The sequence below is a fragment of the Xanthomonas cissicola genome (genome assembly GCF_008801575.1).
Classification (GTDB): Bacteria; Pseudomonadota; Gammaproteobacteria; order Xanthomonadales; family Xanthomonadaceae; genus Xanthomonas; species Xanthomonas cissicola.
The window spans coordinates 1-14,005 of sequence record NZ_VZPL01000090.1; the positions used below are offsets into that span (position 1 = coordinate 1).

10 protein-coding genes and 1 pseudogene are annotated in these 14,005 nt (G+C 64.4%); 6 read left to right on the forward strand and 5 right to left on the reverse strand.

Annotation, left to right across the window (positions count from 1 at the left end):
• The 3 genes from F7R02_RS22100 to F7R02_RS22110 all read left to right on the forward strand — a co-directional run.
• The coding region (locus tag F7R02_RS22100; protein WP_151210041.1) for an IS3 family transposase at positions 1 to 135 on the forward strand (135 nt) is incomplete at its 5' end.
• A gap of 78 nt (positions 136 to 213) precedes the next feature.
• Positions 214 to 837 (forward strand): DUF3320 domain-containing protein, encoded by a 624-nt coding sequence (locus tag F7R02_RS22105; RefSeq protein ID WP_235900974.1) that lies wholly within the window; start codon positions 214 to 216, stop codon positions 835 to 837.
• 499 nt (positions 838 to 1,336) lie between these two features.
• Positions 1,337 to 1,942 (forward strand): DUF488 domain-containing protein, encoded by a 606-nt coding sequence (locus F7R02_RS22110; RefSeq protein WP_078591303.1) that lies wholly within the window; start codon positions 1,337 to 1,339, stop codon positions 1,940 to 1,942.
• 72 nt (positions 1,943 to 2,014) lie between these two features.
• Here the strand turns inward: F7R02_RS22110 and F7R02_RS22115 are convergent, their stop codons facing one another.
• From F7R02_RS22115 to F7R02_RS22125, 3 genes are all read right to left on the reverse strand, one after another.
• Positions 2,015 to 4,126, reverse strand: coding sequence for a methyl-accepting chemotaxis protein (locus F7R02_RS22115; RefSeq protein WP_078591302.1), 2,112 nt, complete (start codon positions 4,124 to 4,126; stop codon positions 2,015 to 2,017).
• A 276-nt stretch (positions 4,127 to 4,402) separates the two neighbouring features.
• The gene (locus tag F7R02_RS22120) at positions 4,403 to 5,593 is read right to left on the reverse strand and encodes an FAD-dependent monooxygenase (RefSeq protein WP_078591301.1); all 1,191 of its coding nucleotides are present in this window, start codon (positions 5,591 to 5,593) and stop codon (positions 4,403 to 4,405) included.
• 36 nt (positions 5,594 to 5,629) lie between these two features.
• The gene (locus tag F7R02_RS22125; RefSeq protein ID WP_003481719.1) at positions 5,630 to 6,094 is read right to left on the reverse strand and encodes a MarR family winged helix-turn-helix transcriptional regulator; all 465 of its coding nucleotides are present in this window, start codon (positions 6,092 to 6,094) and stop codon (positions 5,630 to 5,632) included.
• Between the two features lie 472 nt (positions 6,095 to 6,566).
• On the opposite strand from F7R02_RS22125, the gene F7R02_RS22135 reads away from it, so the two are divergent.
• Positions 6,567 to 9,422: a PAS domain-containing hybrid sensor histidine kinase/response regulator gene (locus F7R02_RS22135; RefSeq protein WP_033485359.1), complete on the forward strand. Its 2,856-nt coding sequence runs from the start codon at positions 6,567 to 6,569 to the stop codon at positions 9,420 to 9,422.
• 111 nt (positions 9,423 to 9,533) lie between these two features.
• Here F7R02_RS22135 and F7R02_RS22140 read toward each other — a convergent pair whose 3' ends face one another.
• On the reverse strand, positions 9,534 to 9,878 hold the full coding sequence (locus F7R02_RS22140) for a response regulator (protein WP_026006821.1): 345 nt from the start codon (positions 9,876 to 9,878) through the stop codon (positions 9,534 to 9,536).
• Positions 9,879 to 10,177: 299 nt separating this feature from the next.
• Here F7R02_RS22140 and F7R02_RS22150 point away from each other — a divergent pair, with 299 nt between their 5' ends.
• Both F7R02_RS22150 and F7R02_RS22155 read left to right on the forward strand, forming a co-directional pair.
• A complete protein-coding gene (locus F7R02_RS22150) occupies positions 10,178 to 11,695 on the forward strand; it encodes an ATPase domain-containing protein (protein ID WP_078591300.1) in 1,518 nt (505 codons plus the stop codon).
• A complete protein-coding gene (locus F7R02_RS22155) occupies positions 11,682 to 13,754 on the forward strand; it encodes a PAS domain-containing protein (RefSeq protein ID WP_078591299.1) in 2,073 nt (690 codons plus the stop codon). Before F7R02_RS22150 ends, F7R02_RS22155 begins: the two co-directional genes overlap by 14 nt.
• Positions 13,755 to 13,887: 133 nt before the next feature.
• Here the strand turns inward: F7R02_RS22155 and F7R02_RS22160 are convergent.
• Positions 13,888 to 14,005: pseudogene (locus tag F7R02_RS22160) on the reverse strand (IS5-like element ISCARN85 family transposase); the annotation flags it as partial.

Genomic DNA, 14,005 nt, shown 5'->3' on the forward strand with positions numbered 1-14,005 from the left:
CCCACCAAGGACGCCGCACGCGCCGAGGTGTTCGACTACATCGAGATGTTCTACAACCCACAACGCCGTCATGGTTCAACTGGCGACCTGTCCCCTGTAGAGTTTGAACGGCGCTACGCGCAACGAGGGTCTTGAGTGTCTACGGAACCCTGGGCGTATCAAAAGTCGGAGTCAGGCACCTTAGAGCCCAGTCCCAAGTCTTCGCACCGTGCGGTGCCGGTCGAAATTCTCACCGTCGATCGCGGTGAGGTCACTGAGATGGGACTCATTGAGGCGCAAAGTCCGCCGGACACTCAGTCCTACATCGAAGCGTCCTTTGCTGTGCCAAGCAATCAGTTTGAATTGCATCTGGTTCCAGCAGGGCAGCTCGCGGCCATCGTGCGGCAGATCGTGGAGGTGGAAAGTCCTATTCATCGCAGCGAGATCGTGACGCGCGCCCGGACGCTTTGGGGCTTGCAGCGCGCAGGTTCGCGCATCCAGCAAGCTGTTGAGGATGCGATTGGGTCGGTGGTGTCGATGGGTGGTGTGCAGATCGTCGACAAGGACTTCTTGGCCATTCCGGGCAAGGAGGTCCGCGTGCGCGACCGCTCGATAGTCGAGTCCCTGACACTGCGCCGCCCAGAATTCTTGCCTCCTTCCGAAATCGATTCGGCTCTGATCAAGGTCGTGCAGAACAATCTGGGCGCGAAGGCTGAGGAGTTGGTGACGATGGTCTCGCGGCAGCTCGGCTACAAGAGCACGAGCCCACAACTTCGCCGGGTCATTCTTGATCGCTGTGAGGCCCTCGTCGGGGCGGGGCGATTGGCGTCAAAGGGAGATCTTTTGGTGGTGCCCTGATCTGCCGCTGAGATTTTCGCGCTTGCCGCTGACCTTGGACAACTCTAAACTTGTCAGACACCCACCAGGACACAATCCGGTTTGTGTTTTGCTTGCAGATCAGTGGGTTAGGGGGCGTTACTTCACGTCCCACTCTCTCCGCCATACGTCGTTGCAAATCGCAGAGGTGCCGTGACGTTCCGCCGCGCACACCGCTCGTCCCATCTGCTGTCCCATACTCTGTGCGATGGTCGTCCTGACGATCAATGTGTCAGCGGGCTGATCGCTCAGCGGTGCGCTAGACCGTGCAGTGCAGGTGGTCGCGCTGCCGGCACCTGCATCGCTGCTATCGCTTTCAGGACGATCCGGAGCGAGCAGCGCTCACCTTGCTACGGGAGCTGCACGCGCTTAAAACGCAGATGAGCCAGATCCGCGTCTGGGCATAAGCCCCTGTCCATCACTTGCTGTGGGCGCCTGCAGTGATAGTGCTGTATTGCCACTCCGCTTAGCTGCTGCTGCGATGCATGACACCTCCCTCCTGATCAACACCGACCTGCCTGCGCTGCAGGCCGCTGGCGATGCGGCCGGGAAACTCTGGACGATCGGTCATTCCACCAGGACCTGGGAGGCGTTCGTTGCGCTGTTGGGCGCGCATCGGATTGAGGCATTGGTGGATGTGCGGCGCTTTCCGGGCTCGCGTCGCTACCCTTGGTTTGCCAGCGACACGCTGGCGCAGGCATTGGACGCGGCGTCGGTGCGCTATCTGTGGCTGCCCGCGCTGGGCGGACGTCGCAAGGCGCAACCCGGATCGCCCAATGGCGCGTGGCGCAACGCGGCGTTTCAGGGCTATGCCGACCATATGACCAGCGCCGACTTCGGCGCCGGGCTGGAGCAAGCGACGGCCATGGCACGGGAGCGGCGTACGGCGCTGATGTGCGCCGAAGCGCTCTGGTGGCAGTGCCATCGCCGCTTGATTGCGGATCTGTTGCTGCACCGCCGGTGGCAGGTGCTGCACATTCTTGGCGAGACCGCGGTGCAGCCGCATCAGTTGAATGCCGATGCGCGCCCGGTTGGGCGCGATCTGATCTATCCGCCGCGGCAGGTTGGTCTGTTTTCCGCCGAGTAGGCGCCTGCGGTAAGTCGAGGCCCAGACGATCGCCGCGACCGTCGCTTGTCTATCGAACGCGATCGCGCGGGCTCACAGCACCGTTGCGTTGACCTTGAAGACGTCCACTGCGCGGGTGAGTTGCGTGGAGTGCTGTTCCAACGCGTGCGCGGCGGTGCTGGCGGCTTCGGCCAGGCGCACATTGTGTTGGGTGGTCTCGTCCATCTGCGCGATGGTGTGATTGACCTGTTCGATACCGCCGGCTTGTTCGTTCGAGGCGGCGGAGATGTGGGCCATGATGTCGGTGACGTGCTGGACGCTGGTGACGACTTCGCCCATGGTGGTGCCGGCGGTGTGCACGAGTGTGGAGCCGTCGGCGACGCGTTGTACGGAGTCGTCGATGAGCCGCTTGATTTCTTTTGCTGCATCCGAGGAGCGGTGCGAGAGCGTGCGCACTTCCGATGCGACAACGGCGAAGCCGCGGCCTTGTTCGCCTGCGCGTGCGGCCTCCACCGCGGCGTTGAGGGCCAGGATATTGGTCTGGAAGGCGATGCCGTCGATGACCGAAATGATGTCGGCGATGCGCCTGGAAGCGGCTTCGATGCCGGACATCTGTTCGATGACCTGGCCGACCACGTCGCGGCCTTCCGTGGCGATCGCGGCGGCGCCGCGTGCGAGCTGGTTGGCGCGGGCGGCGTGCTCGGCATTCTGCTTGACGGTGGAGGTCAGCTCTTCCATCGAGGCGGCGGTTTCTTCGAGGCTGGCGGCTTGTTGTTCGCTGCGCTGCGCCAGCTCCTGATTGCCGCTGGCGATATCTTCTGCGGCGAAGCCGATGCTGTTGGAGGTTGTCTGGATGCGGGTGACGATGTCGGTGAGGCGGTGCACGGTGCTGTTGGCGTCGTCGCGCATGGAGGCGAACACGCCGTGAAAATTGCCGGACATGCGCACGGTCAGGTCGCCATCGGCGATCGCGCGCAGCAGCCCGGAGAAGTTGGCCAGGTTGGTATCGGAGGTGGCCATCATGGTGTTGAGGTTTTCCACCATCAGGCGGAAGTCGTGCTCGAACTTCTCCGGCTGGCCGCGTAGCGCGAAGTCGCCTGCGCAGGCGGCCTGGGTCAGTTCCTGGATCTGCGCGTTGATCGCCTGCAGGTTGCGCTTGACCTGCTGCATGGTGGCAGTGATGGCGGATTTTTCGCCGGGATACTGCTCGATGTCCTGGGCAAGATCGCCAACCGCGTAGCTGCCCATGACCTCGGTCATGCGCAATTGGGTCTGCACGTGGGCGTGCACGAGCGCGTTGGTGTCTTGCACCATGTCGCCATATTCGCCGGGGAAACACCGTGCGTCGGTGCGGTAGCTGATTTCGCCGGCGTCGTGGCGCGCAGCCATGCTGCGTTGTGCGGAGATCACTTCCTGCAGGCGCCGCTGCATCTGCTGCATGGCGCGCAGCAGTTGCCCGGATTCGTCGTTGCCGGTCGCTGCGTCCTGGCTGCGCAGGTCGCCGTCGTTGATGCGCTGGGCCAGGCGCAGCGACTGGCGTAGCGGTAGCACCACACTGCGCGTGAGCAGGAACGCGATGGCGGCGCCCAGCAGCAGGGCGACCACGGTGGACATCACCATCAGCATCGCAAAGCCGCGCGCGGTGGCAACGGCCTGCCTGGCGGCTTGGCGGTTCTTGGCTTCCTGCAGATCGATGAAGGCGTTGATGCTGGCCAGCCAGGCAATGAAGGCCGGGCGCGCTTGCTGCAGCAGGTGCTGTTGTGCCTGCGCCTTGTCGGCCGCATCGCGGAACGCGCGCACTTGCGCAATCAGCGGCAGGGTGCGCTGCTCGATGGTCTTGATCTGCTGGAGAATGTCTTTCTCTTCCGCATCGGTCGAGCTGGCGATCATGTCGTCGAGCGGTTGCGCAGAGCGTGCGTAATCGGCAGCGAGCTTGTCGATCGATTGTTCGGCGGCGTGGCGGTTCGCGGGGTCGTCCATGAGCACGACATCGCGCAGCGCGATGGCGCGGTCGTGGACACTGCCGCGGAAGTTGATCGCGTAGCGCTGCTTGACGCTGTTGACTTCATTGATGGCAGTGAGCTGCTGGTCGATGCTGCGAACGCGTTGGATGCCGACCACGGTCAGGATCACCATCAAGACGATGATCGCGAGAAAGCCCAGGGCCAGGCGCTGTCCAATGCGCAGATTCGGGAAGAAATGCATAGGGGTTCGATCGGTGTTCCGACTGGCGGAAGAGCGGGGGAGTCCCGGCAACTGCAGGGAGACGAAGGCGCGCGCGACACTGCAGGAGCCAGCGCAACGGCCGCCGCTCTAGTTGTGTCTCGACATGTTCGTTAGCGACCTCTAACGTTGGAACTGAAGCCGTAGCGTCTGCCGGTTCAGGTGCTGGTGGGGCTGTCCACTGCGTGCCGAGCGATCTCCTCGCTCGCAGCGGCAGCGCTGCCGCGCACGGCGCACCGGCGACTGTCAACGGCGCTTTTAGGGATAACGCGAGAGATCCGGCGCCTTGATCGCAGGCGTCATCCACTTCGCAGCGAGGTTCTGCACGCTTGGCTGGCTGGCGAGTTTGAGGGCGCCATGCAGCAGATGGATGCCGAGCCGGCTATGCGGGTTCATCAGGCGTGGGCCGATCTTCGGCACGCCCTGGGCCTGCTCGACCATCGGACGCATGGCGGTGGCGTAGGCCGCGAAGGCCGCGTCCAGTGTGTCCGCCTGGGCGATCTCGTTGGCCAGCACATACGCGCCGGTCACTGCCAGGGTGGCGCCGATCCCGGCCAATGGCGTCGCGCACCAGGCCGCATCGCCGGTGAGCACGGTGCGGCCGCTGTGCCAGCGTTGCATACGCACCTGGCGTAGGGCATCGAAGTAGAAATCGTCGGTGCCGTGCATGCCATCGAGTACGCGGGCCGCTTGCCAACCGGCGTCGGCAAAGCGCTCGTGCAGGTAGGCCTTCTGGGCGTCGACGCCCCAGTCCTGTTCGCCCTCGGGCGGTTTCTGCAGCGAGAGCATGGCACGCGTGGTGCCGTGCCGGTCGGGTCGCAACGAGATGCTGCGCCCGCCGGTGGTGTGGTACCAGCGCCACAGCCGGTCGTCGTCGGCGCTGCGCGGGATGGTGAAATAGGCGATGGTCAGATCCATCCAGCGCGGATCGTTTTCCCCGGGGAAAACCTGTTCGCGCGTCGAAGAGCCCACGCCTTCGGCGACGATCACTGCGTCGAAGCGTTCGCTGCATCCGCTTTCGAAGGTAACGGTTGCGGCATCGCTGCCGGCAGCGTCTTCGATGCTGGCGATGCGGTCGCCGAAGCGATATGCCACATGGCTGCGCGCGGCATCGTAGAGCAGGCGGGCCAGATCGCCGCGCAAGATCTCCAGTTCGGCGGTAGGGCCATCGCCATCGACGTCTTCGGTCTTGAAGGTGGCGACGGCCTGGCCGTGCGCGTCGATCCAGGCGGTGCCTTCTTCGCCGGTTCCCTGCGCCAGCGCGGCACGTTCCAGGGCCATGCGTTGCAGCACCTCACGGCCGACACCACGGACATCGATATTCTGGCCGCCATCGCGAAACCGGGTGGCGCGTTCCGCCACGGTGACATCGAAGCCGCGATGGGCGAGTGTCCAGGCGGCAGTGTTGCCGGCGATGCTGGCGCCGGTGATGAGGATGCGACGCGGCATTGCAGTCACCGTGGGCAGGAAATATCAGGCATGATATTACACGTCTTGCCCGTGACGCTCCATGTTCGCGATCAGCCGGTGCATCAACGCGACGGTCTGCTGCACCTCGTCGGTGGAAAAGCCTTCCAGCGCCACTGCGTTCATACCCAGCAGCGCACGCCCACCGAGCTCGGCAATCTTGCGCCCGCGGGCGGTGAGCGCCACCAGCGCGGCGCGGCGATCCTGCGGGGTCGGGGTGCGCTTGATGAGCTTCAGTCCCTCCAGCTTGTCCAGCAGCGCCACCATGGCCGGCTGCTTCACGGCCGAGGCGATGACCAGGTCGCGTTGCAGCATCGGGCCTTTCCAGGACAGCAGCATGATCGGGCCGATCAGCGCCAGCGACACGCCGTGCGGCCGCAGCTGGGCGTCGACCAGACGGTTGAAGACCCGCGCCGCATGGTTGGCCAGATACCCTGGCGCGACCGCAGCCTGCGGATGGATGAGTTCATTCTGATCAAGCATTTGGACGACCGTGCGTTGCCCTGGGGCCATCGGGCAATGTTACGTCTCCTGCAGTGCGGCATGGCGGTCAGCGCCGCGTGGCAACGCGCGCAAGCCTGGCGGCTTGGCTGTCAAGGCGATATCGCGCTGCTGTGTTGCCGAAGACGGCACGGCCCCATGCGCGCAGGCCAACGGCCGTACCGGCCGTGGCGTAGGCTGCGTGCAGCCGCAAACGCAGGCGGGGAAGCTGCCTGGTTCAGTCGCCGCAGACGGGTGTGGCTGGACGCCATCTGCCATAGGCCAGATGATGGGCGACCGCGCGCCGCTTGGTCTTGCCGACGAGTCATGCGCCTGCGGCGACCTGGTCTTTTCAACGGTTGGACATGATGCACGGATGGGTGATGGAGAAGCTCACGGCAGGCGACCTCGCGGTCGTGCGCGGCGCGTGCCGTAGCGGCGACCTGTGTGTGGACGCACAGCGGGTACGCCGTCTATGAATGCGGAATTTCCGCACGGCAACAGCGTCATGGCGCAGGCGGTGCGCAACCACGACTGGGCGGCGAGCCCGCTGGGACCCACCGCACAGTGGCCATCGCCATTGCGCAACGCGGTCGATCTGATGCTGGGTTCGCCCGAAAGCATGTATCTGGTGTGGGGCGATGCGCTGACCTTTTTCTACAACGACGCCTACACGCCGATCCTGGGGCCGCGCCAGGCGCAGGCGCTGGGCGCGCCGCTGCGCGTGCTGTGGGCCGATGCCTGGGAGGCGGTGCGCGAGCCGATCGAGGCGGCATTCGTCGGCCAGGCATCGCGCTTTGAGGAAGTGCCCATCGGCATGAACCGTTACGGCGTGCCGGAGCAGACCTGGTGGACGTTCTCGTTCTCGCCGATCTACCTGGACGATGGCCGGGTGGGCGGCGCGTTCTGTGTCACCAATGAAGTCACCGCGCGCAAGCGGGCGCAGGCGCGGCTGGCCGACGAACACGAGCGCCTGATCCGCCTGTTCGAGCAGGCGCCGATGTTCATGGCGTTCCTGAGCGGGCCGCAGCATCGGGTGGAGTTCGCCAACCCGTGTTATTCGCGTCTGATCGGCCACCGCGATGTGATCGGGCGGCCGTTGGCCGAGGCGCTGCCGGATGCGGTGGAGCAGGGGCATGTGCGTCGCCTGGACGAGGTGTACCAGTCCGGGCGCGCGTTTTCGGCCAATGCGCTGCCGTACATCGTGCAAGCGGTGCCGGGTGGTCCCACCGAGCGACGCTTGCTGGATCTGGTCTATCAGCCGATCGCAGGCGCCGACGGCACCATCTCCGGCATCTTCGTGCAGGGTCTGGACATCACCGACCGCATCAGCCTGGAACGCGCGGTGCGCGAGGCCGAAGTGCGCAACCGGCAGATCCTGGACAGCGTGATGGACTACGCCATCATCGCCACCGATATGCACGGGCGGGTGACGTCGTGGAACGAAGGTGCCCGGCGCATTCTGGGCTGGAGCGAGGCCGAGATGCTCGGGCAAACGCTGCAGCGCACCTTTACTCCGGAAGACGTCGAGCAGCGGCAGATGCTGATCGAGGCCGCTGCAGCGCTGGAAAGCGGCAGCGGCATGGACGAGCGCTGGCACGTGCGCAAATCCGGCGAGCGGTTCTGGGCCAACGGCTCGCTGATGGTGTTGCGCGAAGAAACCGGCGAGGCGATCGGGTTCGTCAAGGTGTTGCGCGATCGCACCGCCGAGCGGCTGGCCAGCGAGGCGCTGCAAAAGAGCGAGCGGCGCCTGGACGCACTGGTGCGCGCGTCGTCGCAATCGATTTTTTCCGCCAGTGCCCACTGGCGCGAATTGCGCCAACTGGTGGGCGACGGCGTGCTGAGCGACGCGGTGTCGGCCACGCCCGACTGGCAGACGATGGTGCACCCGGACGACCGTGCGCGGTTGGCGCAAGCGCTTGCGCAGGCGACTGCCACCAAGTCTGGTGTGGATGTGGAATACCGGGTGCTCGGCGCAGATGGGCATGTGGGTTGGACCTTGATGCGCGCGATTCCGTTGCTCGATGAGCGCGAGCAGATCGCCGAATGGTTCGGCACTTCTGCCGACATCACCGACAAACGCGTGGCCGAAGAGCAGCTGCGTCAACTCACCGAGACGCTGGAAGAGCGCGTGCGCGAACGCAGCGCGGCGTTGTTGCTTGCCGAAGAGAAGCTGCGTCAAAGCCAGAAGATGGAGGCGGTGGGGCAGCTGACCGGCGGGCTGGCGCACGACTTCAACAATTTGCTCACCGCCATCAGTGTTGGCCTGGAACTGCTGCAGACGCGCATCGAACAGGGCAAATACGACCGGCTGGAGCGCTATGTGGAAATGGCACAGTCCAGCGCGGCGCGCGCCACCGCACTGACCCAGCGGCTGCTGGCGTTTTCGCGTCGGCAGACGTTGGCGCCCACCGCACTGGATGTGGAAGCGCTGGTGCGTGGCATGCACGACATCATTGCGCGCACGCTGGGGCCGTCGATCGCGCTGCAGCTGCGTCCGGCGGACCAAGCATGGCAGGTGCTGGTGGACGCGCCGCAGCTGGAAAATGCGCTGCTCAATCTGTGTATCAATGCGCGCGACGCCATGCCCGATGGTGGGCAGCTCACCATCAGTCTGCACAACCGCGCGCTGGATGCCGCTGCCGCGCAGCAGCTGGAGCTGCCAGCTGGCGATTACGTGTGCCTGAGCGTGCAGGACACCGGGACCGGCATGACGGCCGAGGTCATGGCCAGGGTGTTCGAACCGTTTTTCACCACCAAGCCCATCGGCCAGGGCACCGGGTTGGGCCTGTCGATGATCTATGGGTTCACCCGCCAGTCCGGCGGGCATGTGCGCATCGATTCGGAAGTGGGCGTAGGCACCACCATGGCCTTGTACCTGCCGCGTTTCACCGGCGTGCTGGCGCAGGACGATGTGGCACCTGCCGATGCGCCGCTGCAGCGCAACGCGGCGCACAGTCGCACCGTGTTGTTGGTGGAGGACGAAACCGCGATTCGTGTGTTGATTTCCGAAGTACTGACCGAAGCCGGATACCGCGTGATCGAAACCGCCGAGGGCAGTGCGGCGGTGGAGCGCTTGCGCTCGCAAGAGCACATCGATGTGCTGGTGACCGACGTCGGCCTGACCGGCGGCCTCAACGGGCGTCAGGTTGCCGATGCCGGGCGGCAATCGCGTCCTGCATTGCCGGTGCTGTTCGTCACCGGCTATGCGGCCAGTGCCGCAGTGGGCGCGGGCCAGCTCGACGATGGCATGGAGGTGTTGACCAAGCCATTCCAGGCCATCGAGCTGGAGCGGCGGGTGGCGCAGTTGCTGGAGCGTCGCGCGCGCTAATCGTTGCCGGTGCTGCTGTGAGCCGCTCGCTGCACTGGCAGCGATCGCCTGAGATGCGTGTCGCAGCGAACGTGGCGCAAAGATGCAGCGTGCGTACGCGGTTGGGCCTGCCTAGAGCGCCGTCTGCACGGTGCCCAGCAGATCGCGCAAGGAAAATGGCTTGGTCAAAAGATGCATGCCGGTATCCAGAAAGTCGGCACGTTTGGCGATTTCGCCCGCGTAGCCAGTCATGAAGACGATGGGCAGCGCCGGGTAGAGCATGCGCGCCTGATCGGCAAGGTCGCGCCCGTTCATGCCAGGCAGGCAGATGTCCGATAACAGCAGATCGAACGGACATGCCCTGGTGAGTTGCGTCAGCGCGTGTTCGGCGTCGGCAGAGGCCACCACGTGGTAGCCCTCGTCGCCAAGAATGTCTGCAGCCATTTCGCGGATTGCGTCGTCGTCTTCGACCAACAGGATGCGTGCGTTGGGTAATGCGTAAGCCACTACGGTCCTCGAGCGATCGCAATGCTGCGATGCTTCGCCCTGCACGGTAGGCGCACCTGCGTGACGGCAGTGTGGGACAGTGCAACACGATGCGTGCACCGCTGCAGCCCTGGTCATGCACTAGGCTTGGGAATCATCGTAAAAACACGGCAATTCTGGTGATTTGCGATACCCGCAACAGCCATGACGTGCCTTGCGTCAAGTAAAGCAAACTGATCAGTTCAGTCGCTCCCACCGGGTCATACTGTCCGCGTGTTAAATTCAGTTCCATGAAGAACGTGACGCAGATGATCGCAAACCGCATCACTACTGGCAGTACCGGGCTCGACACTATCGTGCGAGGTGGGCTGCCCGCCAACCGCTTGTACCTGCTCGAAGGCCAGCCCGGTGCCGGCAAAACGACTTTGGCGCTTCAGTTTCTGTTGGATGGTGCGGCCAAGGGCGACAGCTGCCTGTATGTGACCTTGTCGGAAACCATCGACGAGCTCACCGAAGTGGCCGCTTCGCATCATTGGTCGTTGGAGTCCCTGCATATTTTTGAGCTGGCATCCGCCGAGGCGTTCTTGGGCGAACGGCGGCAGCAATCCATCCTGCATCCATGGGAGATGGAGCTGGATGGCACCATCAAGCTCATCCAGGCCGAAGTGGATCGGGTCAAACCGACGCGGGTGGTGTTCGATTCGTTGTCCGAGTTGCGCCTGCTTGCGCAGGATTCGCTGCGCTATCGGCGCCAGGTGCTGGCGCTCAAGCAGTATTTCGCGCCGCGCAACATCACGGTGTTCCTGGTGGACGATCTGACCGGCGAGCACGGCGAGCGCGATGCGCATCTGCACAGCCTGTGCCATGGGGTGATTTCGCTGGAGCGCATGACGCTGGAGTTCGGTGCGGCGCGGCGCCGGATGCAGGTGCAGAAATTGCGTGGCGTAGATTTCATCGCCGGCTATCACGATCTGGCCATCGTCACCGGCGGTATGCGCATCTATCCGCGTTTGATCGCCTCCGACCACCACCTGCCATTTGTCGGCGAACCGGTAGGCAGCGGAGTGGAGCGCATCGATGCATTGCTGCATGGCGGCCCGTTGCGCGGTACCAGCACGCTAGTGACCGGGCCAGCCGGCTCGGGCAAGACCAATCTGGCATTGCAGTTCGTGGTTGCCGCGTGCGAGCGCGGCGAGCATTGCTGCGTGCTGGAGTTCGACGAGCGCACCGGCACCTTGTTGAAGCGTGCCGAAGGCCTGGGCATGGATCTGCGCAAATATATGGATGCAGGTCTGCTGGAGTTGCACCAGATGGATCCGGCCGAAGTCACGCCGGGCGAGTTTGCCTGGACGGTACGCGGCAGCGTGGAAGAGCGCGCGTGCCGCATCCTGGTGATCGACAGCCTCAACGGGTATCTGGCGTCGATGCCGCAGGAAAAGCAGCTGATGTTGCAGATGCACGAGCTGTTGTCGTATCTCAACCAAAGCGGGGTGACCACGTTCCTGATCAACCCGCAGCAGGGGCTGGTCGGCAGCATGGCGACCAGTAGCACCCTCAATGTCTCCTACATGGCCGACACCGTCGTCTTGCTGCGCTTTTTCGAGGCGAAAGGACGCATCCGCAAGGCCTTGTCGGTGATCAAGAATCGCAGCGGCGCGCATGAAGATGCGATTCGCGAACTGCGCATCGGCAACAGCGGTCTGCAGCTGAGCGAGCCGCTGGAGAAATTCCACGGCGTGTTGACCGGTACGCCGCAGTTTGTCGGAGACGACGGCCCGTTGCTGGATCGTCCCCTTGACTATCTGTGACGCGGACGGCTCCATCGTTCATATCATCGCGCCATTCGGCCGCGATGCGCAGAGCATTGCCGGCATCGTTGGCGAACGCGGGCTAGCGCGCCGGGTCCATGCCACGCTGGACGCGCTGGCGGGCGACCTGCACGATGGTTCCGGCGTGGTGGTCCTGACCGAAGAAGCGATCCGCGGCGACCTGCATGCGTTGTCGCACATCCTGCAAGGCCAGCAGGCTTGGTCGGACATTCCGTTCGTGTTGTTGCGCACGCCGCGGGGTGCGCACAACCGCCGGCAGGTGCGTCTGCCGGCCGAGATGACCAACGTCATCGAGTTGGAGCGGCCGCTGAGCTCGGCCTCGTTGCTGAGCGCCATCTCCACCGCGTTGCGCGCACGGCAGAAGCAGTTCGTCATCCGCGACCAGCTGGCGCAGTTGGCCGAAAGCCGCACCGCGCTGGCGCAGAGCGAGGCCGAACTGCGCCGGGTGACCGATGCGCTGCCGGTGCTGATCGCTTTCATCGACAAGGACCTGGTGTACCGCTTTGCCAATCGTTCTTACGAAGACTGGATTGGTGTGCCGCCTTCCAACGTGATCGGGCGGCCGTTGGCGGATGTGGTCGGGCCTGCGGTGGTTCAAGAACGCCGCGCCTGGATCGAGGCCGCGTTGGCCGGTCAGACGTTGACCATCGAAACCAGCTGGCCGCATGCCGATGGCCGCCGCCGCGATGCGGAAATCCGCTACATGCCGCGCTTGGATGCAGACGGCAAGGTGGATGGGTTCCATGTGTTCGCCACCGATGTGACCACGCGTGCGCTGGCGCTGGAATCGATCCAGCAACAGGCCAGCCTGCTGGAGGTCAAGGTGGCCGAACGGACCGCCGAGTTGCAACAGCAGATGCTGGCGCGCGAATCCAGCGAAGCGGCGCTGCGCCAGGCGCAGAAGATGGAAGCGGTAGGCCAGCTTACCGGTGGCATCGCACACGATTTCAACAACATGCTCACCGGCATCTTGTCTGCGCTGGATCTGGCGCGGCTGCGCATCGACCAGGGGCGCACCGAAGGGCTGGGCCGCTTTCTGGATGTGGCTTCCGCCTCGGCATTGCGCGCAGCTGCGCTCACCCAGCGCCTGCTGGCATTCTCGCGGCGTCAGTCGCTACAGGCGCGGGATCTGCAGTTGAACGATCTGGTGGCGTCGTTGCAGGAGTTGCTGGCGCGCACGTTGGGCGAATCGGTGCGTCTGGAGATCGATCTGTGTGCGGAACTGCCGCAGGCATACGTTGACGAAAATCAGCTGGAAAGCGCACTGATCAATCTGGCCATCAACGCCCGCGATGCCATGCCCGACGGCGGGCAGCTGCGTATCGCAACCCGGCAGCTGCAGGTGGAAGATCAGCCGCTGGAACTCGGCCGTGGCATCGCCTTGGCGCCGGGGCGTTACGTGGTGGTGTCGGTCGCAGATACCGGGACCGGCATGCCCGCCGACGTGCTTGAACGCGTGTTCGAGCCGTTCTACACCACCAAGCCGATCGGCCAGGGCACCGGCCTGGGCATGTCGATGATCTACGGTTTCATACAGCAGTCCAACGGCCAGGTGTGGGTGGAATCGCAGCCGGGCGCGGGCACCACGGTCAGTCTGTATCTGCCCGCCGGGGTTGCGGCGCAAACCGCAGTGCCGCAGACGCAGAGCGATGCGGTGCTGGCAGGGCAGGGCCAGCAGGTGCTGGTGGTGGAAGACGACGAGCAGGTGCGGCTGCTGGTCACCGAACTGCTCAGCGAGCTGGGTTACCAGGCCGACGTGGTGGCCGACGCGGACGCGGCGCTGCCGATTCTTGCCTCGCCACGGCGAATCGACCTGCTGGTCACCGATGTCGGCCTGCCGGGCCTCAACGGACGCCAGTTGGCCGAGATCGCGCGGCAATCGCGGCGAGATCTGCCGGTGATCTTCATGACCGGCTACGCGGAAACGGCACGCGACCGTGGCGAATTTCTCGGCGAAGGCATGAGCATGATCGCCAAGCCATTCACGCTGGGCGAGTTCAGCGGAAAGCTGCACGAAGTGCTGGGGCCTTCGGCCTGAGTGCGGCTAACGCGATGTAGCGAGCCAGTTGAACGTGGGTGATCCATGGAAGCGGTGGGTACGAGTGGTCGCTTTCGCTCTTGCGTGCCGACCTCGCCTGTGTCGCGATTGCCTGCCTTTTCGTTAGGGCCTGTTAACACATCCGAAGCCCATCAACGACTAGGACGAAGCTGAGGAATCCAAGGAACATGACATCCAGCTTCTCGAAGCGCGAGAAAATCCGGCGGTAGCCTTTCAAGCGACGGAACAGT